A 24,226-nucleotide genomic window follows, 5' to 3' on the forward strand; every position below is an offset into this window, starting at 1 on the left:
TTATGTCATGCCCGGTCATTGAGCTGACTCAGCAGCTTATTCGCCGCCCCTCCCTCAGCCCGGACGACGCTGGTTGTCAGGCGCTAATGATAGAACGCCTGCGCGCTATCGGCTTCACCGTTGAAGCGATGGATTTTGGCGATACGCAAAACTTCTGGGCGTGGCGTGGTGAGGGCGAAACCCTGGCCTTTGCCGGACACACCGACGTGGTACCTGCGGGCAACGCCGACCTCTGGATCAACCCGCCTTTCGAACCCACCATCCGCGACGGTATGCTGTTTGGTCGCGGCGCGGCAGACATGAAAGGCTCGCTGGCGGCCATGGTTGTGGCGGCTGAACGCTTTGTCGCTCAGCATCCGAACCATAAAGGCCGTCTGGCATTTCTGATCACCTCTGATGAAGAGGCCAGCGCTAAAAACGGCACCGTGAAGGTAGTCGAAACCCTGATGGCGCGTAATGAACGCCTGGACTACTGCCTGGTGGGTGAGCCCTCCAGCACCGAAGTGGTGGGGGATGTGGTGAAAAATGGTCGTCGGGGCTCACTCACCTGCAACCTGACCATCCACGGCGTGCAGGGCCATGTTGCCTACCCACACCTGGCCGATAACCCGGTACACCGCGCAGCCCCTATGCTCAACGAGCTGGTGGGTATCGAGTGGGACAAAGGCAATGAGTACTTCCCGCCCACCAGCATGCAGATTGCCAACATCCAGGCCGGAACCGGCAGTAACAACGTGATCCCGGGCGATCTGTTCGTTCAGTTTAACTTCCGCTTCAGCACCGAGCTGACCGACGAGATGATCAAAGCCCGTGTGGCCGCGCTTTTGGATAAATATGCGCTGCGCTACAGCGTGGATTGGTGGCTCTCAGGCCAACCTTTCCTGACCGGACGCGGCAAGCTGGTCGATGCGGTCGTTAACGCTATCGCGCACTATAATGAAATTAAACCGCAGCTACTTACCACGGGCGGCACATCCGATGGGCGCTTTATCGCCCGTATGGGTGCGCAAGTGGTAGAACTTGGGCCAGTGAACGCCACCATTCATAAAATCAATGAATGCGTGAATGCGGCTGATTTACAGCTACTGGCTCGTATGTATCAACGTATCATGGAGCAGCTCATCGCCTGATGATGTTCTGTAAAAGGAAAAGCGAATGGACTGGCTGGCAAAATACTGGTGGATTCTGGTGTTGGTTTTCCTGGTGGGCGTGCTGATCAATGTCATCAAAGATCTGAATCGCGTGGACCACAAGAAATTCCTCGCCAACAAACCCGACCTCCCGCCGCATCGTGATTTTAACGATAAGTGGGATGATGACGACGACTGGCCGAACAAAGACCAGAAGAAGTGAAAATCAGCCCTCTCCCCACCGGGAGAGGGCTTTTTATTACAAGAACTCTACGATGTCATCGTCGTTAGGCTTACCGCCGCTCAGCGCTTCGTCAAAATAGTGCTTCGGTACGGTAAAACGCAGATGGTCCAGTGCGAACTGCATACTGCGATCGTCGATGGCGTGACCCAGATCTTCAACGATATCCAGCGTCACATCTCCTCCCGCCCGCAGCAATGCCTCCTGGGCGTCGACGGCGTGCGATAACTCAATGATCCGGTCTTCACCACCGTGAATCAGATGGATGGTCGTGGCGGTATCGGCATATTGCGGCAGGGTGGCGTAGCGGCCATTAAAGGCAATCACCCGTGATGCCAGCCCCGGCTCTGCTTTTATACTTTCCAGCGACATAATTGAGCCCTGCGAGAAACCAATCAGCGCGGTGGCATTGGCGCCTACCCCACTCTGCTGCTGCCAGTAGTGCACCGTTTCGATAAATCGCGGCATGATGGCGTCCACCCGCCCCTGACGACTCTCTTCGGTCACGCCCTGCACGGCGAACCACTGGCGGCCGTTCGGGCCGCACGGCTCTGCGCCACCGATGCTGACAATAAGCGCATCCGGGAAATGCGGCGCAAACCAGGATCCGATCTGCGCCATGTTAGCCGCGCTATCGCCTACGCCATGAAACAGCAGCAATAATTGTTTTGCCGGTTGCACCGGGCTTTGAACAACAAAATGATCATGTTTCATGGCACTCTCCTTATTTGATGAACCCGATTTTACGCCTGATGGGCATATTAACCATGCCAGTTCATTGAAGAAGTCATTGAAAAAATTGCCATTGCAATATGTCGTTTTTGAGCTGCTGGCTACGCGGCAGATCCAGCTGCGCCAGTGTCTGGCCGGTTTCGGCACGCAACCGCGCTAACAGCGCTTTACGCCCGTTTAGCCCCAGCCTGCGGCTCATTTCGCCCTCCTCCAGCTGCAGCTCGATTTTGCCCCTTAACGCCTCCAGCGGTGCTGAGGTGGCATTTAACAGCCGGGTGAGGCTGCCCACAGAGGCGGAAAACGGGCGATGAGCCCAGGCGAATCCCGCCAGCTCCAGCCAGTCATCATCCGTAAGGGTAGCCGACTCAAGCGTCTCTACCGGGATCTTTTCACCATTCCAGCGCTCAATGATGCGGGCATCCCGGCGCAGGCGTTGATGCTCATGCGCGCAAAGCGCTCGCCCTGCATCGCTGAGGGGACGTATCGCCATGGCGCTGTAGCAGCCGCTGCTCGCCTCCCGGTGGCTGCCTATTCGTACCAGCACAAAACCGCAGCGCTGCCAGAAGCGCCAGAGCTCCTCGGTATAGCCGAAGCTGACCGAGAGGTAATCGACCGTTGCGCTGGCCGCCGCGCTGGCAATCAGCGCCTGACCGAGCCCCTGACGCTGGTGGCCAGGATGGACGGCCACCCGGGTTATTCGTCTGCCGCTGAGGGTCGCGGCAAGCGGCGAGCCGCCATGTGCTGCCAGAGACTGCGCCACCAGATTACCGCGCGGACGCCGGTACCCGGCCCAGACCGCCCGGCTGAGTCCAGGCGCCAAGCCGCCTTCATCGACCAGCCACACTGCCCCCGTTACGCGATCCCCCTTGCAGGCGACGGTAAAGTGTTGGCCCGGAGCATCCATCATCCGCCGTAAGTCGAGCGGCGAGGTACGATAATGGGCGGCACACAGGAGTTTATAGACCGCGGATGGCCGCGCGGGGGCAGAGAGCCAGGCTTCCGGCTCAAGGGGTAAAAAACGGACCTCGCCCTGCGCAGGCTCACTGTCAGGGCGATCGTCAAACAGCAGCACCTCATCGATAAAGCGCTCCAGCGGACAGCCGACGGCCCAGCGCATCGGCTCGGAAAGCGGGAAATAGCGCAGCCCGGCAAAGCGAGCGCAGAACTTCAGTAAAAATCCCCGGCCCGTGCCTTCGTACCCCTGTACGGTTGTGGTTAACAGTACCCGCGGAAAACGACTCACCAGCTGTTCCAGTAGCGGGCCGGGGATGGCAGCAGCTTCGTCAACAATGAGCCAGTCAGCCACTCGCCCTGAGGCCAGCAGCGCGTCCGGCGCCATAAAGTGAAAGTGCTTATCGGCGAAGTGGGCAATAACGTCCGTGGCGCCTCTGGACGGTGCCGTCACGATTGCGTTGCCGGTAATACGTTGCAGTAGCATGCCCGCCAGCGCCGATTTGCCTCGCCCGCGGGGGGCAGTAACGGCGGTGATGCCTGGGGGCTGGGTCAGTAAACGCTCGAGGATTTGCGCCTGCTCGCGCTGGGGTTCACCGCTGGCGGGTTGCCAGGGGATCGCTGGCGGTAGGTCCGGAAGGATCAACGGGTCGCCCTGCTGCCACAGGAGCACCTGCGGATCGGCAGCGAGGTGGCGACAAAAGTGCTGCACGAAACGCGGTGTAGCAATTGGCTCGGCGCTGTCGCTCCAGCGCACGGCGTCCTGATCAGGTTTGGAGGGCCACTGTGTTAAAGGGGGCGTCAGCAGGACCAGCAGACTGCCGGCGCGCAGCGTACCGCAGAGCGCCGCCAGGGCGGCCACGTCAAAGCCGTAACGTGCATCAAACACGGCGTGAAGATGCTCTCGACCCAGCAGGTTGCTTAATGCCTGGGGAGCGCAGGCGTTCGGAACCGGCGCGTTATTGCCCACCCAAAGCCAGTCGCCGGCAAGCGTATCGCAAAGGGTGAGCGCCTGCTGCTGCGCCCACTCATCTTCACCGCTGACCACCAGTAGACGCCGATGCCCGGCACGCGCCAACTGCAGTTGAAACCGGGATAATGTCTCAACGCCCTTAGACATTACATTGCGCGGCCAAAGGTATTGCACTGCGCCGGGTCACCGCTATCGAAACCGCGTTTGAACCAGGTGTAGCGCTGCTGTGAGCTGCCGTGAGTAAAGCTATCGGGGACGACGTGCCCCTGGCTTTGCTGCTGCAGGCGATCATCACCAATGGCTTCGGCGGCGTTGAGCGCCTCTTCCAGGTCGCCCGCTTCCAGCACGCCTTGCTGCTGCATATTGTGTCCCCACACGCCGGCGTAGCAGTCGGCCTGTAGCTCCATGCGCACCGACAGCGCGTTTACTTCAGTCTGGCTGGCATTTTGCTGCAGCTGACGCACCTTTGGCTCGATACCCAGCAGCTTCTGCACGTGGTGCCCAACTTCATGGGCAATAACATAGCCCTGAGCGAAATCGCCATCGGCGCCCAGTTTTGATTTCATGTCATCATAAAAAGAGAGATCGATATAGACGGTCGAATCGGCCGGGCAGTAGAACGGCCCCATTACCGACTGGCCGGTGCCGCATCCGGTGCGCGTGGCGCCGCGATACATCACCAGTTTCGGCTGCTGATAGGTCCGGCCCATTTTGTCGAACAGCTGGCTCCATGTGTCTTCGGTCGTGGCCAGGATCACCGAAGTGAATTTTGCCGCTTCGTCCTCATTAGGGCTAATGGAACGCTGCGATTGCTGCTGTTCCATCGGTTGGCCGGTGAGTAAACCGGTCAGGTCGACGCCGTAGTACCCTGCTACCAGTACCACCACCAGCAGAACCAGCCCCCCCTTACCGCGAGGTAAGCGAAAGCCCGGGCCGCCCATCATCGGACCGCCGCCACCGCTGCGCCTGTCTTCTACATTGTCACTTTCACGACGCCCTTGCCAGCGCATATCCCACCTCAATAATATCGCATTGATAATATGTCTGATCGTAGGCGTTTAAGGGGAAGATTACCACAGGCAACACGGATGAAACGTCAGAGGCAGGTATCTACCTCTGACGGAAAAGCGGGGATTAATCGAGGTTCACACCCAGACGATGGGCAACGGCTTCATAGGCTTCAACCACGCCACCCAGGCTCTGGCGGAAGCGGTCTTTGTCCATTTTATCCAGGGTCTCTTTATCCCACAGACGGCTACCGTCTGGAGAAAATTCATCGCCCAGTACCACTTCGCCTTTATAAAGTCCGAATTCCAGTTTGAAGTCGACCAGAATCAGGCCGGCGTCATCGAAGAGTTTTTTCAACACGTCGTTGGCTTTGAAGGTCAGCTCCTGCATGCGCGCCAGATTCTCTTTGCTCACCCAGCCAAAGGTTTCGCAGTAAGACTCGTTCACCATCGGGTCGTGCATCGCATCGTTTTTCAGGAACAGGTCGAACAGTGGCGGGTTCAGTTCGATACCCTCTTCAACGCCCAGACGTTTCACCAGGGAGCCAGCGGCACGGTTACGGACTACGCACTCAACCGGAACCATATCCAGTTTTTTCACCAGACATTCCGTATCGGACAGCAACGCTTCCATCTGCGTCGGAATACCCGCTTCCGCCAGTTTGCTCATAATGAAATAGTTAAACTTGTTGTTCACCATCCCTTTACGATCGAACTGCTCAATGCGCGCGCCATCTCCTGCTGACGTATCATTGCGGAACTCGAGCACCAACAGATCGGGATTTTCCGTGCTGTATACGGTTTTCGCTTTGCCACGATACAACTCAGCTTGCTTCTGCATCTTCTCTACTCCTGGTGTGATGATTTGTGTACAAAACCCGGCGTATTATGCCACGCACACGTTTGCGTAGCACTAAAATAAAAAGAGCTGGATAAACCAGCACCTTTTTTTTATTTGCTGAATGCGGCCTGGAAGGCAGCAACCAGCGCATCGTTTTGCGACTGGGTCAGCGTATGCCCTTTCGGGTCGATAAATTGCAAACTACTGCGGTTATCCAGATCCCCTACCTGCAACTTATAGTCGCCGGCTGCGAGGCCTGGGTCACGCGCGCCAAGCTCTTCCCAGCTGCTATCGGAAAGCGGCTTGTAGGTCACCGCCATGCTGCCGGTAGAGCGGGTGCTGTCGTTGACCTTCATACCTACGCGCTCCAGCGTCGACGGCAGACGTTGCCAGACCTGGTTGAACGGACCACGTACCACGAGCATAGGCAGGCCAGTATCGTCTGCAGCGCTCTGTACATCGAAGGTGGCGCCGTTACGGCTCTGCGCCGCGTTCGCCGCGTCGGTAGCGTTTTTATCGAGGCCCGCAGAGATTACGTTCAGCATCTCGGCGCTGTAGCGCTGCAGAGAAGCAGCATCAGCAACCGGTTTACCCGCCTGCTCCAGGTTCAACAGTTTGACCACCACGGCCTGCTGATAACCCTGAGCCTTAACAGAGACTTGATAACGACCACGGTACTGCTGATCTTCATCCAGACGGTTCCATTCGATCCAGTCCGTTGTCAGCGTCTGGCTGGCATCATCACGTTTATCGATGGTGTAGTTCTTCGCCTGCAGCACGCTAACCACCTGTGGCCACAGGTTAGCGTTACGCGCGCTTTCGACCTGCAGGGTGGCGGTATCACCGGTAAACTGCGTGCGCGCACCGCTCACCAGCGCCAGCGGCTGTGCCGGCGGACGGATATCCAGCGCTTTACCCACCGCGCCACTGCCATTGGTGACAGGAATGGTGTAATCGCCATTCTCAACCGGCAGGATCATGCCCGCAGGAGCATGAAGTTCAGCAAGCGGCGTAGCATCCAGGTAGGATTCGTCACCGCTCACCTGGCGTTTATAGCGTGAATCTGAGCTACAGGCCGCAAGCAGCATAACAAGCGAAACACCCGCAACCTTCGCCAGGCGCGATTTCTGTACTGAGTAAGCCATCAAATCTCCCTAAACTTTACAGCAAACCAGCATGCTTCAACGCGCCGGTAACCACTTCACGACCATGGTCGGTGATGGGGGTCATCGGCAGACGCAGCGTGTCGGTTGCTACAAGTCCCAACTCCTTACATGCCCATTTCACTGGGATCGGATTGGGTTCGACAAATAATTTATTGTGCAGCGGCATCAGACGCTGGTTGATCAACCGTGCTTCCTGGAAATGCCCTGCGGCAGCCAGTTTGCACATTTCAGCCATATCACGGGCCGCGATGTTTGAGGTCACGGAAATGACCCCATGACCACCGAGCTGCATAAAGTCCAGCGCAGTGGCATCATCCCCGCTGAGCAGGATGAAGTCGTCTGAAACCAGCTCTTTGATCTGGTGAACACGGCTTAAGTTCCCGGTCGCCTCTTTAATCGCAATAATATTTTTTACTTTGGCGAGACGGCCCACGGTTTCTGGCAGCATATCGCAGCCAGTACGCGACGGCACATTATACAGGATTTGCGGCAAGTCAGTATGTTCGGCGATAGCTTTGAAGTGCTGGAACAGACCTTCCTGGGTAGGACGGTTGTAGTATGGCGTTACCGTCAGGCAACCCACAACGCCGCTGTCGTTAAAACGCTGCGTCAGGCTGATAGCCTCAGCAGTAGCATTGGCGCCAGTTCCGGCAATGACCGGGATGCGGCCGTCAGCCAGTTCAAGGGTCATCAATACGACATCGCCATGCTCATCGTGGCTCAGCGTGGCAGATTCACCGGTAGTCCCTACCGATACAATCGCCGAGGTTCCGCTGGCGACATGATAATCAATCAGTTTCTTCAGGCTTGACCGGCAGACATTACCTTTTTCATCCATCGGTGTAACAATCGCGACAATACTTCCCGTGAACATGGGCCATCCTCAATGCGTGCAAGAGCCTCAATGGTACGTTTGGAACTGTAATAAAAGCAAGCGACCTGAGGCCCCCAGGTTGTTGTATGCCGGTTTTTTTTATGCTTTCCTTAGTAAGACTTAACCACGCAAAGGAAGAACAGGTTTGACAACCCCATCACAACATTACCTGGTTATCACTGCGCTGGGTGCCGACAGGCCTGGTATTGTGAACACCATCACCCGTCACGTCAGTAGCTGCGGCTGTAACATTGAAGATAGCCGGCTGGCGATGCTGGGCGAAGAGTTCACGTTTATTATGCTGCTTTCCGGGTCATGGAACGCCATTAACTTAATTGAGTCGACGCTGCCGATGAAAGGGGCTGAGCTGGACCTGCTCATCGTCATGAAGCGCACCACTGCACGCCCTATTCCGGCCATGCCCGCAACCGTCTGGGTGCAGGTCGAGGTGAATGACTCACCGCATCTAATCGAACGTTTCACTGCGCTGTTCGACAGCCATCAAATGAACGTCGCAGAGCTGGTTTCTCGCACGCAGCCCGGAAATGATGAGAATGCCCCACGGCTGTTCATTCAGATTACCGCTCATAGCCCCGCCTCGCACGATGCGTCAAATATCGAGCAAGCGTTCAAAGCCCTATGTACAGAATTGAATGCGCAAGGCAGTATAAACGTCGTCAACTATTCACAGCATGAACAGGATGGAGTTGAGTAATGAATCCACTGAAAGCCGGTGACATCGCACCGAAATTTAGCTTGCCCGATCAAGACGGTGAGCAAGTAAATTTGGCCGACTTCCAGGGACAGCGTGTTCTGGTCTATTTCTACCCGAAAGCCATGACGCCAGGCTGTACCGTACAAGCGTGCGGTTTACGCGATAACATGGACGGTTTGAAAAATGCAGGCGTTGACGTGCTGGGTATCAGCACTGACAAGCCTGAAAAGCTCTCTCGCTTCGCCGAAAAAGAGCTGTTGAACTTTACGCTGCTTTCCGACGAAGACCACAAAGTTTGCGAAAGCTTTGGCGTCTGGGGTGAGAAATCCTTTATGGGGAAAACCTATGACGGCATCCACCGTATCAGTTTCCTGATTGACGCCAACGGCAAAGTCGAACATGTGTTTGACGATTTTAAAACCAGCAATCACCATGACGTGGTGCTTAACTGGCTAAAAGAGAACGCCTGATTTAAAACAAAACGGCAACCCTGAGGTTGCCGTTTTTTATGTTGAGGCTCGCTACTCTTCTACCGCAGGAACATCTGGCCATGCGTGCACCACGGCCTTGATGAGCGTCGCCAGTGGAATCGCAAAGAACACCCCCCAGAATCCCCATAGCCCGCCAAAAATCACCACCGACAGAATAATCACCAGCGGATGCAGGTTCACCGCTTCAGAGAAGAGCACCGGGACCAGCAGATTGCCATCCAGCCCCTGGATAATCAGGTACACCGCGAAGCAGCTCCAGAACTCAGTATCCAGGCCAAACTGGAATAGCGCGACCCCGACCACCGGAATCGTCACCACAAATGCCCCGATGTAGGGGATCAGCACCGAGAAGCCGACCAGCACTGCCAGTAGCAACGAATAGTTGAGCCCAAAGATGACGAAGCCAATCCAGGTCGCCACACCCACTACAATCATCTCCAGCACTTTGCCGCGAATGTAGTTCGTGATTTGCTGATTCATCTCTTGCCATACCTGCCCTGCCAGCCCGCGGTTCCGCGGCAGTACGCGGCGTACCGCGTTGAGCATCTGCTCTTTATCCTTCACCAGGAAGAAGACCATCAGCGGCACCAGAACCAGATAAACCGCCAGCGTCAGCAGCCCGACCAGCGAGGCGAGGGAAAATTTCACTACCGTATCCCCCATCGTCATGATGCGGGTACGCACATTTTCCGCCATGGCATCAATGATGCCCGCGTCCATCAGCGCCGGATAGCGGCGCGGCAAGGTAGCGGCAAAATCGGAGAGCTTGCTGAGCATACCGGGCATATCACGTATCAGGTAGATGCCCTGCTGCCAGGCAATGGGCAGAACCACAAAGGACATCAGCAGTAAGATTCCGACAAAGAGCACCAGCACGATGGTGCTTGCCCAGCGGCGAGAGCAGCCGATATGTTCCAGGCGAACGGTAGGCCACTCCAGAAGATAGGCCAGAACGATGGCGACCAGCAGCGGTGCTAAAAGTCCGCTAAAGAAGAAGAGAATGCCAAATCCGGCAACAAGAATAACCAACAAAGCAATGGCTTCCGGATCGCTAAAACGCCGGCGATACCACTGCATCAATAACTCAAGCATACAGTCCTTACCTGGGGAGGTGGCGAGAGAGAACAGGCGAATTGTATCGAAGAGTCGTTGAAAAGACTTTCGCTTTTTATCGTCTTGTCGCAAAACGCAAAAGCTGAGACGGGGGATTTTCTTATCGCCCCGACACGGCTACACTCGCAAAGCAGCCGCTGGTGAACGATATACGGGTTCGCCGGTCAAAATAGCACACCCAACAGACAGGACCGAGGTTATGTTCAGGCAGTTGAAAAAAACGCTGGTTGCAACGCTTATCGCTGCTCTGACCGTGGGTCAGATGACGCCAGCCTTTGCCGATTCGGCCGATTCATTGCCGGATATGGGCACCTCAGCAGGAAGCACGCTCTCCATTGGCCAGGAGATGCAGATGGGCGATTTTTATGTCCGCCAGCTTCGTGGCAGCGCGCCGTTGATCAACGATCCCCTGCTGGTGCAGTACATTAACTCACTGGGCATGCGGCTGGTCTCCCATGCAGATTCAGTGAAGACGCCGTTCCACTTCTTTTTGATCAACAACGACGAGATCAACGCCTTCGCCTTCTTTGGCGGTAACGTGGTGTTGCACTCGGCGCTGTTCCGCTATGCCGATAACGAAAGCCAGCTGGCGTCGGTGATGGCGCACGAAATTTCCCACGTTACCCAGCGTCACCTGGCTCGGGCCATGGAAGATCAAAAACGTAGCGCCCCGCTGACCTGGGTTGGTGCGCTGGGTTCGATTCTGCTGGCAATGGCAAGCCCCCAGGCCGGTATGGCCGCCCTGACGGGTACGCTGGCGGGCACCCGCCAGGGGATGATCAGCTTTACCCAGCAAAACGAACAGGAAGCCGACCGTATCGGTATCCAGGTATTGCAACGCTCTGGCTTTGATCCGCAGGCTATGCCCACCTTCCTTGAAAAATTGCTCGACCAGGCGCGTTACTCCTCCCGTCCGCCGGAAATCTTGCTGACTCACCCCCTGCCTGAGAGCCGCCTTTCTGATGCCCGTAACCGTGCCAATCAGATGCGTTCGGTGGTGGTGCAGTCTTCAGAAGATTTTTACATGGCGAAGGTGAGAACGCTCGGGATGTATAACTCTGGTCGTAATCAGTTAACCAGCGATCTGCTCGACAGCTGGGCTAAAGGGAATGTGCGCGAACAGCGCGCGGCGCAGTATGGCCGGGCCCTGCAGGCGATGGAGGCGAGTAATTACGATGAGGCACGCAAGAATCTGCAGCCTTTGCTGACGGCTGAACCGGGCAATGCCTGGTATCTCGACCTCGCCACAGACATTGATTTGGGCCAGAAACGCGCCACAGAGGCGATTAATCGCCTGAAGGGCGCACGCGATCTGCGCAACAATCCGGTGCTGCAACTCAACCTGGCGAATGCTTACTTACAGGGTGGTCAGCCGCAGGAGGCTGTGACCATCCTCAATCGCTATACCTTCAGCTATAAAGACGACCCCAACGGCTGGGATCTGCTGGCGCAGGCCGAAGCCGCGCTGAACCATCGCGATCAGGAGCTGGCCGCGCGCGCCGAGGGTTATGCCCTTGCCGGACGACTGGATCAGGCTATCTCGTTGCTGAGCAGCGCCAGCTCGCAGGCGAAGCTGGGGAGCCTGCAGCAGGCGCGCTACGATGCCCGTATCGATCAGCTGCGACAGTTACAACAGCGCTACCGCCCGTATGAAAAGATGTAAAAAGGAGAACAGATGACTAACGCGGTAAAGATCTACCATAACCCTCGCTGCTCCAAGAGCCGCGAAACGTTAAGCTTGCTGCAATCGAACGGTATTGAACCAGACGTGGTTCTTTATCTTGAGACGCCGCCGGATGCCGACACGATCAAGGCGCTGCTGCAAATGTTGGGAATGGGTAGCGCACGTGAACTGATGCGCCAGAAAGAGGAGCTCTATAAATCGCTCAACCTGGCTGACAGCCACCTGAGCGAAGCCGCGCTAATCCAGGCGATGGTAGAGAACCCGAAACTGATTGAGCGGCCGATTGTGGTCGCGAACGGCAAAGCGCGTATCGGACGCCCGCCGGAACAGGTACTGGATATCGTCAAGTAAGAAGAGGTCAACCCGGCAGTCGGCCGGGTTCAGAGCGCCAGAATATCTTTTACGAAAGGAATAGTCAGCTTTCGCTGGGCGGTAATAGAGGCATGGTCCAGCTTGTCGAGCGTGACAAACAGCGTGCGCATTTCACGATCCAGCCGCTTCAGCAAGAAGCGCCCCACATCTTCCGGCAGTTCAAAACCTCTCAGCCGCGCCCGCAGTTGCAAAGCCTGTAGTTTGTCTTCGTCTGACAGCGGTTGCAGCTTATAGATCTGTCCCCAGTCCAGTCGCGACGCGAGATCCGCCAGCCCCAGGTTCAACTGGCGCGGAGGACGATCGCCGGTGATCAACAGCCGGGTGTTACCGGATTCAAGGATGCGGTTGTAGAGATTAAAGATCGCCATCTCCCAGAGTTCATCACCCGCCACGCACTCAATATTGTCGATACAGACCAGGGAAAGCTGCTCCATACCGTCAAGCACTTCGGGTACAAACCAGGTGCGTTTATCGAGCGGAACGTAACCCACGGCGTCACCACGCTGAGAGAGCTCAGCACAGGCTGCGTGCAGTAAATGGCTGCGGCCCGCACCTTCGCGCGACCAGATATAGATGTAACCGCTATGCTCCTGGCGCAGCACGTTTTGCAGTGCAGCCAGTAAAGAGGGGTTATCACCCGGCCAGAAACTGGCAAACGTTTCGTCGTCGGGTAAATAAAGTGGCAAAGAGAGCTGTGCCGGTGCGTTCAGAAATACCTCAACCAGGTCTTACTCGTAATCGGCAAAGAGTTTAGCACGGAACATGCAGGGAGAGAACCGGGCGGAACGGCCGCCCGGTTTATCGATCAATGTGCGGATTTTTCGCTCTCTTCCGCATCCAGAACTACCTCTTCCGGACGCAGAACCGAGATCGCTTTGAAGATCAGGCTCAGGGCGATGCCGACAATCGTGGCCAGCGCCATCCCTTTCAGCTCTGCGGCGCCGATGTGTACCTTCGCGCCGCTCACGCCGATGATCAAAATCACGGAGGTCAGGATCAGGTTTTGCGCTTTGCTGTAATCGACCTTGGATTCGATCAGGACGCGGATACCGGATGCGCCAATCACGCCGTACAGCAGCAGCGACACGCCGCCCATTACCGGAACCGGGATAATCTGAATCGCCGCAGCCAGCTTACCCACGCATGAAAGCAGAATGGCGATGATGGCCGCGCCGCCAATTACCCAGGTGCTGTAGACGCGGGTGATCGCCATAACGCCGATATTCTCACCGTAGGTGGTGTTTGGCGTGGAGCCGAAGAATCCGGAAATCATGGTCGACAGGCCGTTCGCAAACATTGAGCGATGCAGGCCAGGGTCGCGGATAAGATCGCGCTTAACGATATTCGCCGTGACCACCAGGTGGCCGACGTGCTCCGCAATCACCACCAGCGCAGCAGGCAGGATGGTGAAGATAGCGAACCACTCGAAGCGCGGAGTATAGAAGGTTGGTAGAGCGAACCAGTGCGCCTGGGCAATAGGGGTGGTATCCACAACGCCCATTGCGAAGGAGAGCGCATAACCCGCCAGCACGCCGATCAAAATCGGGATAATGGCCATAAAGCCACGGAACAGCACGGAACCAAATACCGTTACACCCAGCGTGACCAGCGAGATGATAATGGTTTTAGAATCCGGCGATTGTCCCTCAGCAGGGAGTAATCCCGCCATATTGGCCGCCACGCCTGCCAATTCCAGACCGATGACGGCCACGATCGCCCCCATCGCCGCAGGCGGGAACATGACGTCCAGCCAGCCGGTACCGGCTTTCTTCACAATGAAAGAGACCAGACAGAACAGCACGCCACACATGATAAAGCCGCCCAGCGCCACTTCATAACCCAGCGGCAGCAACAGCAGCACCGGAGAGATAAATGCAAAGCTGGAACCCAGGTAAGCCGGGATTTTACCTTTACAGATGAAGAGGTAAAGCAAGGTGCCGACACCGTTAAACAGCAGCACGGTAGCCGGGTTAATGTGGAACAGGATGGGCACCAGCACGGTTGCGCCAAACATGGCAAACAGGTGCTGCAAACTAAGCGGGATCGTCTGTAAAAGCGGCGGTCTTTCACTCACCCCGATAGCACGGCGCGTCATAGTGTTGTCCTCTGAGTAATGATTATTGTGGGTGTTGTATTCAAAAAAAAGCCGACTATCAAAGTCGGCTTCTTTATCGTTATTCGATTACTTAGTACCAAAAATCTTGTCGCCGGCATCGCCAAGCCCCGGGATAATGTACCCGTGCTCGTTCAGCCCCTGATCAACGGACGCGGTATAGAGCTCGACGTCCGGGTGCGCTTTTTCCAGTGCCGCGATACCTTCCGGTGCCGCCACCAGAACCAGCACTTTAATGCTGCTGCAGCCCGCTTTTTTCAGCAGGTCGATAGTGGCGATCATCGAACCGCCGGTCGCCAGCATCGGGTCAACGACCAGTGCCATACGCTCGTCGATGTTGGAAACCAGCTTCTGGAAGTACGGCACGGGCTCCAGGGTCTCTTCGTCACGGTAGATACCCACTACGCTAATACGTGCGCTGGGTACGTGCTCCAGAACGCCTTCCATCATGCCCAGACCTGCGCGCAGGATCGGCACAACGGTAATTTTTTTACCTTTGATCTGCTCAACCTGCACCGGGCCGTTCCAGCCTTCGATGGTCACTTTTTCGGTTTCGAGATCGGAGGTCGCTTCGTATGTCAGTAAGCTGCCCACTTCAGAGGCCAGTTCGCGAAAACGTTTCGTGCTGATGTCATGCTCACGCATCAGGCCCAGCTTGTGTTTTACCAGCGGGTGTTTCACTTCAACAATCTTCATACTTTTCTCCTTCGGGGGTGGCAGCCACAAAAAAAATCGCCGGATTATACCGCTTTTTCGGGATTGCGCCATACCCAACTTGCTTGACGCAAATCAAGCAAAGTGTTCTGAGCATAAAAAAGCCGGAGAACAAGCTCCGGCTTTTTAACGGCATTTTGCCCGCTTATTCAATATTAGCGCCGTTGCTGGCAATTACCTGCTTATACCAGTCAAACGACTTTTTCTTACTGCGATTCAGGGTGCCATTGCCTTCGTTATCTTTATCTACAAAGATAAAGCCGTAGCGTTTTTTCATCTCACCGGTGCCAGCGGAGACCAGATCGATACAACCCCATGGGGTATAGCCCATCAGATCCACGCCATCCTCAATGACCGCTTTTTTCATTTCGCTAATGTGGGCAGAGAGATAATCAATGCGGTACTGATCGTTGACCGTGCCGTCACTTTCCTGCACGTCGATAGCCCCGAAGCCGTTTTCAACAATAAATAGCGGTAACTGATAGTGATCCCAGAACCAGTTCAGGGAGTAACGCAGTCCCACCGGGTCAATCTGCCAGCCCCAGTCCGATTTTTGCACGTAAGGGTTGGAGACCAGGCTCTTGCTCTCATCGTAATCCAGCTGCGGGTTGTCGGGGGTCGCTTTAGTGGCAAACGACATGTAATAGCTGAAGCCGATGTAATCCACACAGCCCTGCTTCAGCGCAGCGATATCCTCGTCGGTGATATCCAGCGCGAAGCCGCGGCGCTCGAAGTAGTTGAGCAGATGTTGCGGATAGGCGCCGCGCACATGTACATCGGTAAACCAGTAGCGACGGTGCATCGCATTCATCGCCATCATCATGTCGTTTGGCGCGCAGGAGAACGGATAGATCGGGCACATGGCAATCATGCAGCCAATCTGCAGCGCCGGGTTTATCTCCCGCCCTGCTTTCACCGCCAGCGCGCTGGCCACCAGCTCATAGTGCGCGGCCTGGAACATCACGGGCTCTCGCTCTTCTCCCGGCTGATATTTCAGGCCGGAGTTAGTAAAGGGGGCGAAGTCTTCATGGAAGTTAGCCTGGTTGTTGATCTCGTTGAAGGTCATCCAGTACTTCACTTTATGTTGATAACGCTCGAACACGACGCGGGCAAAGCGTACGAAGAACTCAATCAGCTTACGGTTGCGCCAGCCGCCATATTCGCTAACCAGGTGATACGGCATTTCAAAATGTGAGAGGGTAATAACCGGTTCGATGCCGTGCTTAAGGCACTCATCAAACAGATCGTCATAAAACTGCAGACCGGCCTCATTCGGGGTCTGCTCATCCCCTTTCGGGAAAATACGCGTCCAGGCGATAGAGGTGCGGAAACACTTAAAGCCCAGTTCGGCGAAGAGCTGAATATCGTCTTTATAGCGATGATAAAAATCGATGGCTTCGTGGTTAGGGTAATTTTTGCCCGGCAGCACGCCGTCGGTGATCTCACGCGGAACGCCATGCGCGCCGGCGGTCATAACATCTGCCACGCTTACGCCTTTGCCACCCTCCTGCCAGCCGCCTTCAAGTTGATGCGCCGCAACCGCGCCGCCCCACAGAAAACCCTCTTTAAATCCTGACATGCGATATCCCTCATTCAGCGTTAATTATCGGCAAAATTGAGCACAGAAACCGGTTTCAGTGGAATGATGTTCATTCATCGTAACGGTTGCAAGAACAAGACTGTACCCGGTTTCATTTTCGTGAACAGTATCAACTTTGTACCGCCTAGCTGGTTGATGCAGAGCAAAAATCTTCATGCAAACTTCTGTTGCAGAATAGGCTCGCAAACGTTTGCCTGGACTGTTAGAATTGCGCCGATTTTTCTTACTATCGCAATGCAATCGCGTGGGGACTTGAGCCGTGACCAACAAAACTTCTCTCAGCTACAAAGATGCCGGTGTTGATATTGACGCAGGTAATGCGCTGGTTGACCGAATCAAAGGTGTGGTGAAAAAGACCCGCCGCCCTGAAGTGATGGGTGGTCTGGGTGGATTCGGCGCACTGTGCGCACTGCCACAAAAATATCGTGAACCGGTACTGGTCTCTGGCACCGACGGCGTAGGCACCAAATTGCGTCTGGCAATGGATCTGAAACGCCACGACACTATCGGTATCGACCTGGTCGCTATGTGCGTTAACGATCTCGTCGTCCAGGGCGCTGAGCCGCTCTTCTTCCTCGACTACTATGCGACCGGAAAACTGGATGTCGACACCGCAGCAAGCGTCATCAGCGGCATCGCTGAAGGCTGTCTGCAGTCTGGCTGTGCGCTGGTGGGCGGTGAAACCGCAGAGATGCCGGGCATGTATCACGGTGAAGATTACGACGTGGCCGGTTTTTGCGTAGGCGTGGTAGAAAAATCAGAAATTATCGACGGTAGCAAAGTTGCAGATGGCGATGTGCTGATCGCGCTGGGCTCCAGCGGCCCACACTCAAATGGCTATTCACTGGTGCGCAAAATCATTGAAGTGAGCGGCTGTGATCCTGAAACAACCGATCTGGAAGGTAAACCGCTGGCCGACCATCTGCTGGCACCGACCCGTATCTACGTGAAAAACATTCTTGAGCTGATCGAGAATGTCGATGTCCATGCTATCGCTCACCTGACCGGCGGCGGCTTCTGGGAAAACATCCCGCGCGTTCTGCCTGACAACACCCAGGCCGTGATCGACGAATCCTCCTGGCAGTGGCCGGCTGTCTTCAACTGGCTGCAGGAAGCCGGTAACGTCAGCGATCATGAGATGTATCGTACCTTCAACTGCGGCGTAGGCATGCTCATTGCCCTGCCGGCAGCCGAAGCCGATAAAGCCGTGAGCCTGATGCAGGCCAAAGGTGAAAACGCCTGGAAAATCGGTATCATCAAAGCCTCTGATTCCGAAGAGCGTGTGGTTATTGCATGAAAAACATCGTGGTGCTCATTTCCGGTAACGGAAGTAATTTGCAGGCCATTATTGATGGCTGCAAACAGAAAAGAATTAACGGCACCATCCGTGCAGTATTCAGTAACAAGGCCGACGCGTACGGCCTTGAACGCGCTCGTGAAGCCGGCATTCCGGCGCACGTCCTTGAGGCGAGCCAGTTTGCGGGCCGGGAAGCGTTTGATCGGGAGCTGGTGCAAGAGATCGACGCCTACGCCCCCGATGTCGTCGTGCTGGCAGGCTACATGCGTATTCTCAGCCCGGCGTTTGTTGCACACTATGCCGGACGCCTGCTGAACATCCACCCTTCCCTGCTGCCAAAATACCCGGGCCTGCATACCCACCGCCAGGTCCTGGAAAACGGTGACGAGGAGCACGGCACCTCCGTCCATTTTGTTACTGACGAGCTGGACGGTGGCCCGGTCATTCTGCAGGCCAAAGTCCCGGTGTTCGACGGCGACAGCGAAGAGGACATTACGCACCGCGTTCAGGCACAAGAACATGCCATCTACCCGCTGGTGGTAAGCTGGTTGGTTGATGGCCGCCTCGCCATGCGTAACGGTGCGGCCTGGCTGGATGGCGTACAACTTCCCCCGGAAGGACATGCCTCCGAAGCGTAACGTGATACCGAGCCGGCGATTGCCGGCTTTTTTTTATCTGCAAATCGCAAAAACTGTAAAAAAATCAGGCGTCTGATGACGGTTATGCCCCTCCTACGGTCAGTTAACTGTCATACTTTTCTGGCACAGTTGGACATATCGTGACAATGCTCGCCATAATAAGGTTGAGACGGATTTGCCACGTCCTGTGATTGAACTGGAGTGTGAGTAGTAATGGGTCAGGAAAAGTTATACATCGAGAAAGAGTTAAGCTGGTTAGCATTCAACGAGCGTGTCCTTCAGGAAGCGGCTGACAAGAGCAATCCGCTGATTGAGCGTATGCGTTTTCTGGGGATCTATTCCAATAACCTGGATGAGTTTTATAAAGTTCGCTTCGCTGAGCTGAAGCGCAGAATCATCATTAGCGAGGAGCAGGGACTCAACTCGAATTCACGCCATCTGCTCGGTAAGATTCAATCCCGCGTTTTGAAAGCCGATCAGGAATTCGATAGCCTGTATAACGAATTGCTGCTGGAAATGGCACGCAATCAAATCTTCCTCATCAATGAACGCCAACTCTCTGTCAACCAGCAAAGCTGGCTGCGTCACTACTTCAAACAGTACCTGCGCCAACATATCACGCCCATTCTTATCAATCGTGAAACCGATCTGGTGCAGTTCCTGAAAGATGATTACACCTATCTGGCGGTAGAGATTATTCGTGGCGATAATATTCGTTATGCGCTGCTGGAGATCCCGTCAGACAAAGTGCCGCGTTTCGTTAACTTGCCGCCGGAGACCCCACGCCGACGTAAGCCAATGATCCTGCTGGATAACATCCTGCGTTACTGTCTGGATGATATCTTTAAAGGTTTCTTCGATTACGATGCGCTGAACGCCTACTCCATGAAGATGACCCGTGATGCCGAGTACGACCTGGTACACGAAATGGAAGCCAGCCTGATGGAGCTGATGTCATCGAGCCTGAAACAGCGCCTGACGGCCGAGCCGGTACGCTTTGTCTATCAGCGCGACATGCCCGATGCCATGGTGGAGATGCTGCGCGATAAGCTCACCATCTCACGCTATGACTCCATCGTGCCCGGCGGGCGTTATCACAACTTTAAAGACTTCATTGGCTTCCCGAACGTTGGCAAAGCCAACCTGGTGAACAAACCGCTGCCGCGTCTGCGCCACCTCTGGTTCGACAAATTCCGCAACGGTTTCGATGCCATTCGCGAACGCGATGTCCTGCTTTATTATCCGTACCATACCTTCGAGCACGTGCTGGAGTTGATGCGCCAGGCCTCATTCGATCCGAACGTGCTGGCGATCAAAATCAACATCTACCGCGTAGCGAAAGACTCCCGCATTATTGATGCCATGATCCACGCCGCCCATAACGGTAAAAAAGTGACCGTAGTGGTTGAGCTGCAGGCGCGTTTTGATGAAGAGGCCAATATCCACTGGGCCCGTCGTCTGACAGAAGCTGGGGTACACGTTATCTTCTCCGCGCCGGGTCTAAAAATTCACGCCAAACTGTTCCTTATTTCGCGTAAAGAGGGTGAAGAGGTGGTGCGTTATGCCCACATCGGTACCGGCAACTTTAACGAGAAGACGGCGCGTATTTATACCGACTACTCGTTATTGACCGCCGATGCGCGTATCACCAATGAAGTGCGACGGGTCTTTAACTTTATCGAGAACCCTTACCGTCCGGTGAGCTTCGACTATCTGCTGGTCTCTCCGCAGAATTCGCGTCGCCTGCTGTATGACATGATCGATCGTGAGATCGCCAATGCGCAGCAAGGGGTGCCAGCAGGCATTACCCTCAAGCTGAACAACCTGGTCGATAAAGGGCTTGTTGATCGTCTGTACGCGGCCTCCAGCTCCGGTGTGCAGGTGAATCTGCTGATCCGCGGTATGTGCTCTCTGATCCCGGAACTGGAAGGTATTAGCGATAATATTCGCGTTATCAGCATCGTCGACCGCTATCTGGAGCACGATCGCGTCTATATTTTTGAAAACGGCGGCGACAAACGGGTGTATCTCTCCTCCGCCGACTGGATGACTCGCAACATCGACTACCGCATCGAAGTGGCGACACCGCTGCTTGATCCGCGGTTGAAACAACGCATTCTCGATATCATTGAAATCCTGTTAAGTGATACCGTAAAAGCACGTTATATCGATAAAGAACTGAGTAATCGCTATGTGCCGCGCGGTAACCGCCGCAAAGTGCGGGCGCAGCTGGCGATTTACGACTATATCAAATCACTCGAGCAACCCGATTAACCTATGCCGATAAATGATACGACCCCACGACCGCAGGAATTTGCCGCGGTCGACCTTGGTTCTAACAGCTTCCACATGGTCATCGCCCGTGAGGTGGATGGCGCGATGCAGATCATCGGTCGCCTGAAACAGCGTGTCCATCTGGCGGATGGTCTGGATGAGAACAGCATGCTCAGCGAAGAGGCCATTGAGCGCGGGCTGAACTGCCTGTCGCTGTTTGCTGAACGCCTGCAAGGTTTCGATCCCTCAAGCGTCTGCATCGTGGGCACCCATACGCTGCGTCAGGCGCTCAACGCGTCGGAGTTCCTCAAGCGCGCAGAGAAGGTCATCCCCTACCCGATCGAGATTATCTCGGGCAATGAAGAAGCCCGGCTGATCTTCATGGGCGTGGAACATACTCAGCCGGAAAAAGGGCGCAAGCTGGTAATCGATATCGGCGGCGGCTCCACTGAGCTGGTGATCGGCGAAAACTTTGAACCGCATCTGGTTGAAAGCCGCCGGATGGGCTGCGTAAGCTTTGCCCAGCTTTACTTCCCGGGCGGCGCCATCAGTCGCGATAATTTCCAGCGCGCGCGCATGGCCGCCGTGCAGAAACTGGAAACGCTGGCCTGGCAGTATCGTATTCATGGCTGGAACGTGGCGCTGGGCGCCTCAGGCTCCATTAAAGCCGCCCACGAAGTGCTACTGGCGATGGGTGAAAAAGATGGGTTTATCACCCCTGAACGTCTGGTTATGCTGACGGAAGAGGTGCTCAAACATAAGAGCTTTGACGCGCTGAGTCTGCCTGGTCTCTCTGATGAGCGTAAAGCCGTGTTTGTGCCGGGGCTGGCAATTCTGTGCGGCGTTTTTGATGCGCTGGCGATTAAAGAACTCCGTCTCTCTGACGGCGCCCTGCGTGAAGGGGTGCTCTACGAGATGGAAGGCCGCTTCCGTCATCAGGATATCCGTAGCCGTACGGCTCAGAGCCTGGCCAATCAGTACAATATCGACCGCGAACAGGCGCGCCGCGTCCTGGAAACCACGACCCATATGTATGAACAGTGGGAAATCCAGAATCCGAAGCTGGCGCATCCGCAATTGGCAGCCCTGCTGAAATGGGCGGCCATGCTGCACGAGGTGGGGCTTAACATTAATCACAGCGGGATGCACCGCCACTCGGCCTATATTCTGCAAAATAGCGATTTGCCCGGCTATAACCAGGAGCAGCAAACCATGATGGCCACCCTGGTGCGCTATCATCGCAAAGCGGTGAAGCTGGATGATATGCCACGCTTTACCCTGTTTAAGAAAAAGCAGTTCCTGCCCATGATTCAGCTGTTACGTTTAGGCGTGCTGCTGAATAACCAGCGTCAGGCGACCACAACGCCGCCTACGCTGACGCTCACCACGGATGATAACCACTGGACGCTGAGCTTCCCGCACGACTGGTTCAGCCAGAACGCGCTGGTCTTGTTGGATCTGGAAAGAGAGCAGCAATACTGGAGCGCGGTTACCGGCTGGAACCTGAAAATCGAGGAAGAACACTCCCCGAACGTGGCGGCATAAAACCCGCGATCAGGCGCTCAGACCGGGCGCCTGATCGATGAGCAGATTCGTCATGACTTCGGGTTTGCCGATCAAATACCCCTGCAGATAATCAATGCCAGCGCCACTGCAGCATCGCGGATTTGTTCGTTTTCGACATACTCTGCCACCACCTGCATATTCTTCATTCGCGCCAGATGGCATATCGAGGCCACAATTTGGTAATCCAGGCTGTTACTGACAATATTACGAATAAAACTGCCGTCGATTTTCAGGATATCCGCATCCACATCCTTCAGGCGAGCATAGCTGGCGTAGCCGGTACCAAAATCATCTATCGCAATCCGACAGCCCATTTTTTGCAGCTGGCCCATGATCTGGTTCGCCAGCCCCGCATTGCCGAAACTGCTGCTTTCGGTGACTTCAAAAACAAGCTGCCAGGGCTCAATGGCATATTTTTGCAGCAGTCGGTTGACCTCAAGCGGCAACTGGGCGCGGCAAATCGCGCTGGGTGAAAGATTGATCGCAAAACGCTGACCCGGCATAGAGACGCGATTGTCGGCCATAAACTGCAAAGTCTTCTCCAGCACCCACAAGTCGATCCGCGAAGAGAGGCCAAACTCCTGGGCCACGGGTAAAAACAGATCCGGAGAGATCATTTCGCCTTTATCGTCGCGCATTCGCAGCAGCACCTCATGATAGTGATCCCCGCGAATTCCCTGAACAGGCTGCACCATCAGAACAAAGGCGTCGTTTTCCAGCGCCCGCTGTACGCGGTTCATCATCTCGACTTTATCTTTCAGCCCGCGCTGCATATTAAGGGCACCACGCTGCTGCAGATTTTCTGGATGACAGGTGGAGAGGGAGAGATCGGCGATGGTGCTCAGCTCACCCAGCAAAAGATAGAGATGGGCGACGGGCGAGCGCACGTAGCAGTAGCTCACTCCCACCTGCGGTTGTAGCGGCATCCCGTCCCAGTAGAACCGAAAGCGTTTAATTTGCTGATCCAGTTCCTCAATCCGGGTCTGGTAGGATTCGGTATTGAGGCGTAGCGCCAGATCGTGTCCGGAAAGTTGATAGACGCACTCATCAGGCTGCAGGTAACCGTTCAGCCACTCCGCCAGTTTCTGTTTGTACTGTATCCGGAGCAGGACGCCGTAATTACGCCCCAGCACTTCCAGCTCCGGTATGCGCAGGAAACAGAGCGCTGACCAGGGCCTTTCATCCAGCGCGCGGCTGAGCGCACGCAGGTTAGGCATATGGACGACCGGATCCAGAAATGCCAGACGACGAGCATGAATGCTGATGGCGCGCTGACGTGTTGCCAGCATGCCCATGTACACCACGACGAAGGTAAAGACGAGGTAGCTGGACGAGGTGATCGTGAGCTGGATGTCATACCCCTCTGACAGGGGAATATAGCGATAGAAATAGTGTATAGAGACAATCAGCACCGGCGTCCAGAGCAGTGACATCAGCTTATAACCGAAACGCATTGAACCCCAGAGCATAACCGGCATCAGCAGTGACAGGGTATAGTTGGTGCTGAAGATAGAGCTGTTCTCGTTCATCGGCCATAACAGCATTCCCAGCAGGATGCCGTTGATGATAAGCCAGAGCACGATCTCCAGCGCGGTAACCTTCGGGTCGAATTGAGCACGAATCTGCGACACCAGGCTGCGCAGATAGCGCGGATGGCGGATTGCGCGCAGCAGCACGTAGCAGAACGGGACCCCGGTCAGACAGCCTACCAGCAGTCCCTGGTAATGAATCCAA

The 24,226-nt window shown here is 55.4% G+C and carries 21 protein-coding genes and 1 pseudogene; 10 read left to right on the forward strand and 12 right to left on the reverse strand.

The features are described 5' to 3' along the window. Positions 1–2 precede the first annotated feature (2 nt). Positions 3–1,130, forward strand: coding sequence for a succinyl-diaminopimelate desuccinylase (gene dapE / locus JZ655_RS15120; RefSeq protein WP_040074563.1), 1,128 nt, complete (start codon positions 3–5; stop codon positions 1,128–1,130). 25 nt (positions 1,131–1,155) lie between these two features. Then, complete coding sequence (locus JZ655_RS15125) at positions 1,156–1,353, forward strand: YpfN family protein (RefSeq protein WP_040074562.1); 198 nt, start codon at positions 1,156–1,158, stop codon at positions 1,351–1,353. A 36-nt stretch (positions 1,354–1,389) separates the two neighbouring features. Here the strand turns inward: JZ655_RS15125 and ypfH are convergent, their stop codons facing one another. The 6 genes from ypfH to dapA all read right to left on the reverse strand — a co-directional run bounded on the left by ypfH (position 1,390) and on the right by dapA (position 7,915). Then, positions 1,390–2,085, reverse strand: coding sequence for an esterase (gene ypfH, locus JZ655_RS15130; protein WP_207292188.1), 696 nt, complete (start codon positions 2,083–2,085; stop codon positions 1,390–1,392). Positions 2,086–2,158: 73 nt separating this feature from the next. After that, a complete protein-coding gene (locus JZ655_RS15135; protein ID WP_207292189.1) occupies positions 2,159–4,174 on the reverse strand; it encodes a tRNA(Met) cytidine acetyltransferase TmcA in 2,016 nt (671 codons plus the stop codon). Next, positions 4,174–5,037, reverse strand: coding sequence for a KPN_02809 family neutral zinc metallopeptidase (gene ypfJ, locus JZ655_RS15140; RefSeq protein ID WP_040074560.1), 864 nt, complete (start codon positions 5,035–5,037; stop codon positions 4,174–4,176). The genes JZ655_RS15135 and ypfJ overlap by 1 nt, the downstream gene beginning before the upstream one ends. A gap of 124 nt (positions 5,038–5,161) precedes the next feature. Continuing rightward, positions 5,162–5,875 carry a phosphoribosylaminoimidazolesuccinocarboxamide synthase gene (purC, locus tag JZ655_RS15145; RefSeq protein ID WP_046884628.1) on the reverse strand — a complete coding sequence of 238 codons (714 nt, stop codon included), beginning with the start codon at positions 5,873–5,875 and terminating at the stop codon, positions 5,162–5,164. 110 nt (positions 5,876–5,985) lie between these two features. Further along, positions 5,986–7,020 (reverse strand): outer membrane protein assembly factor BamC, encoded by a 1,035-nt coding sequence (bamC, locus tag JZ655_RS15150; RefSeq protein ID WP_040074558.1) that lies wholly within the window; start codon positions 7,018–7,020, stop codon positions 5,986–5,988. 16 nt (positions 7,021–7,036) lie between these two features. Next, complete coding sequence (dapA, locus tag JZ655_RS15155) at positions 7,037–7,915, reverse strand: 4-hydroxy-tetrahydrodipicolinate synthase (protein ID WP_040074557.1); 879 nt, start codon at positions 7,913–7,915, stop codon at positions 7,037–7,039. 145 nt (positions 7,916–8,060) lie between these two features. Here dapA and JZ655_RS15160 point away from each other — a divergent pair, with 145 nt between their 5' ends. Further along, positions 8,061–8,630, forward strand: a complete 570-nt coding sequence (locus tag JZ655_RS15160; protein WP_040074556.1) for a glycine cleavage system transcriptional repressor — start codon at positions 8,061–8,063, stop codon at positions 8,628–8,630. Next, positions 8,630–9,100, forward strand: a complete 471-nt coding sequence (gene bcp / locus JZ655_RS15165; RefSeq protein WP_040074555.1) for a thioredoxin-dependent thiol peroxidase — start codon at positions 8,630–8,632, stop codon at positions 9,098–9,100. Before JZ655_RS15160 ends, bcp begins: the two co-directional genes overlap by 1 nt. A gap of 51 nt (positions 9,101–9,151) precedes the next feature. Here the strand turns inward: bcp and JZ655_RS15170 are convergent, their stop codons facing one another. Further along, positions 9,152–10,213 (reverse strand): AI-2E family transporter, encoded by a 1,062-nt coding sequence (locus JZ655_RS15170; RefSeq protein WP_207292190.1) that lies wholly within the window; start codon positions 10,211–10,213, stop codon positions 9,152–9,154. A gap of 220 nt (positions 10,214–10,433) precedes the next feature. Between JZ655_RS15170 and bepA the strand changes: the two genes are divergently transcribed. Together bepA and arsC are read left to right on the forward strand one after the other, a co-directional pair. Then, positions 10,434–11,897 carry a beta-barrel assembly-enhancing protease gene (gene bepA / locus JZ655_RS15175; RefSeq protein ID WP_207292191.1) on the forward strand — a complete coding sequence of 488 codons (1,464 nt, stop codon included), beginning with the start codon at positions 10,434–10,436 and terminating at the stop codon, positions 11,895–11,897. A 12-nt stretch (positions 11,898–11,909) separates the two neighbouring features. Next, positions 11,910–12,269 (forward strand): arsenate reductase (glutaredoxin), encoded by a 360-nt coding sequence (gene arsC, locus JZ655_RS15180; protein ID WP_040074551.1) that lies wholly within the window; start codon positions 11,910–11,912, stop codon positions 12,267–12,269. A 29-nt stretch (positions 12,270–12,298) separates the two neighbouring features. Here arsC and JZ655_RS15185 read toward each other — a convergent pair whose 3' ends face one another. From JZ655_RS15185 to JZ655_RS15200, 4 genes are all read right to left on the reverse strand, one after another. Beyond that, positions 12,299–13,000, reverse strand: coding sequence for a DnaA inactivator Hda (locus JZ655_RS15185; protein ID WP_212478503.1), 702 nt, complete (start codon positions 12,998–13,000; stop codon positions 12,299–12,301). Positions 13,001–13,095: 95 nt separating this feature from the next. Then, complete coding sequence (uraA, locus tag JZ655_RS15190) at positions 13,096–14,385, reverse strand: uracil permease (RefSeq protein WP_040074549.1); 1,290 nt, start codon at positions 14,383–14,385, stop codon at positions 13,096–13,098. A gap of 87 nt (positions 14,386–14,472) precedes the next feature. Then, positions 14,473–15,099: a uracil phosphoribosyltransferase gene (gene upp, locus JZ655_RS15195; RefSeq protein ID WP_040074548.1), complete on the reverse strand. Its 627-nt coding sequence runs from the start codon at positions 15,097–15,099 to the stop codon at positions 14,473–14,475. 163 nt (positions 15,100–15,262) lie between these two features. After that, positions 15,263–16,696 carry a 6-phospho-beta-glucosidase gene (locus JZ655_RS15200; protein WP_207292192.1) on the reverse strand — a complete coding sequence of 478 codons (1,434 nt, stop codon included), beginning with the start codon at positions 16,694–16,696 and terminating at the stop codon, positions 15,263–15,265. Positions 16,697–16,976: 280 nt separating this feature from the next. Here JZ655_RS15200 and purM point away from each other — a divergent pair, with 280 nt between their 5' ends. From purM to ppx, 4 genes are all read left to right on the forward strand, one after another. Beyond that, positions 16,977–18,014, forward strand: coding sequence for a phosphoribosylformylglycinamidine cyclo-ligase (gene purM, locus JZ655_RS15205; protein ID WP_207292193.1), 1,038 nt, complete (start codon positions 16,977–16,979; stop codon positions 18,012–18,014). Further along, on the forward strand, positions 18,011–18,652 hold the full coding sequence (purN, locus tag JZ655_RS15210) for a phosphoribosylglycinamide formyltransferase (protein ID WP_207292194.1): 642 nt from the start codon (positions 18,011–18,013) through the stop codon (positions 18,650–18,652). Before purM ends, purN begins: the two co-directional genes overlap by 4 nt. A gap of 213 nt (positions 18,653–18,865) precedes the next feature. Next, complete coding sequence (ppk1, locus tag JZ655_RS15215; RefSeq protein ID WP_040074543.1) at positions 18,866–20,926, forward strand: polyphosphate kinase 1; 2,061 nt, start codon at positions 18,866–18,868, stop codon at positions 20,924–20,926. A 3-nt stretch (positions 20,927–20,929) separates the two neighbouring features. Beyond that, the gene (gene ppx / locus JZ655_RS15220) at positions 20,930–22,471 is read left to right on the forward strand and encodes an exopolyphosphatase (protein WP_046884622.1); all 1,542 of its coding nucleotides are present in this window, start codon (positions 20,930–20,932) and stop codon (positions 22,469–22,471) included. 9 nt (positions 22,472–22,480) lie between these two features. Here the strand turns inward: ppx and JZ655_RS15225 are convergent. After that, positions 22,481–24,222, reverse strand: a pseudogene (locus JZ655_RS15225) (EAL domain-containing protein); the annotation flags it as partial. Positions 24,223–24,226 lie beyond the last annotated feature (4 nt).

The organism is Leclercia pneumoniae, assembly GCF_017348915.1.
Lineage (GTDB): Bacteria > Pseudomonadota > Gammaproteobacteria > Enterobacterales > Enterobacteriaceae > Enterobacter > Enterobacter pneumoniae.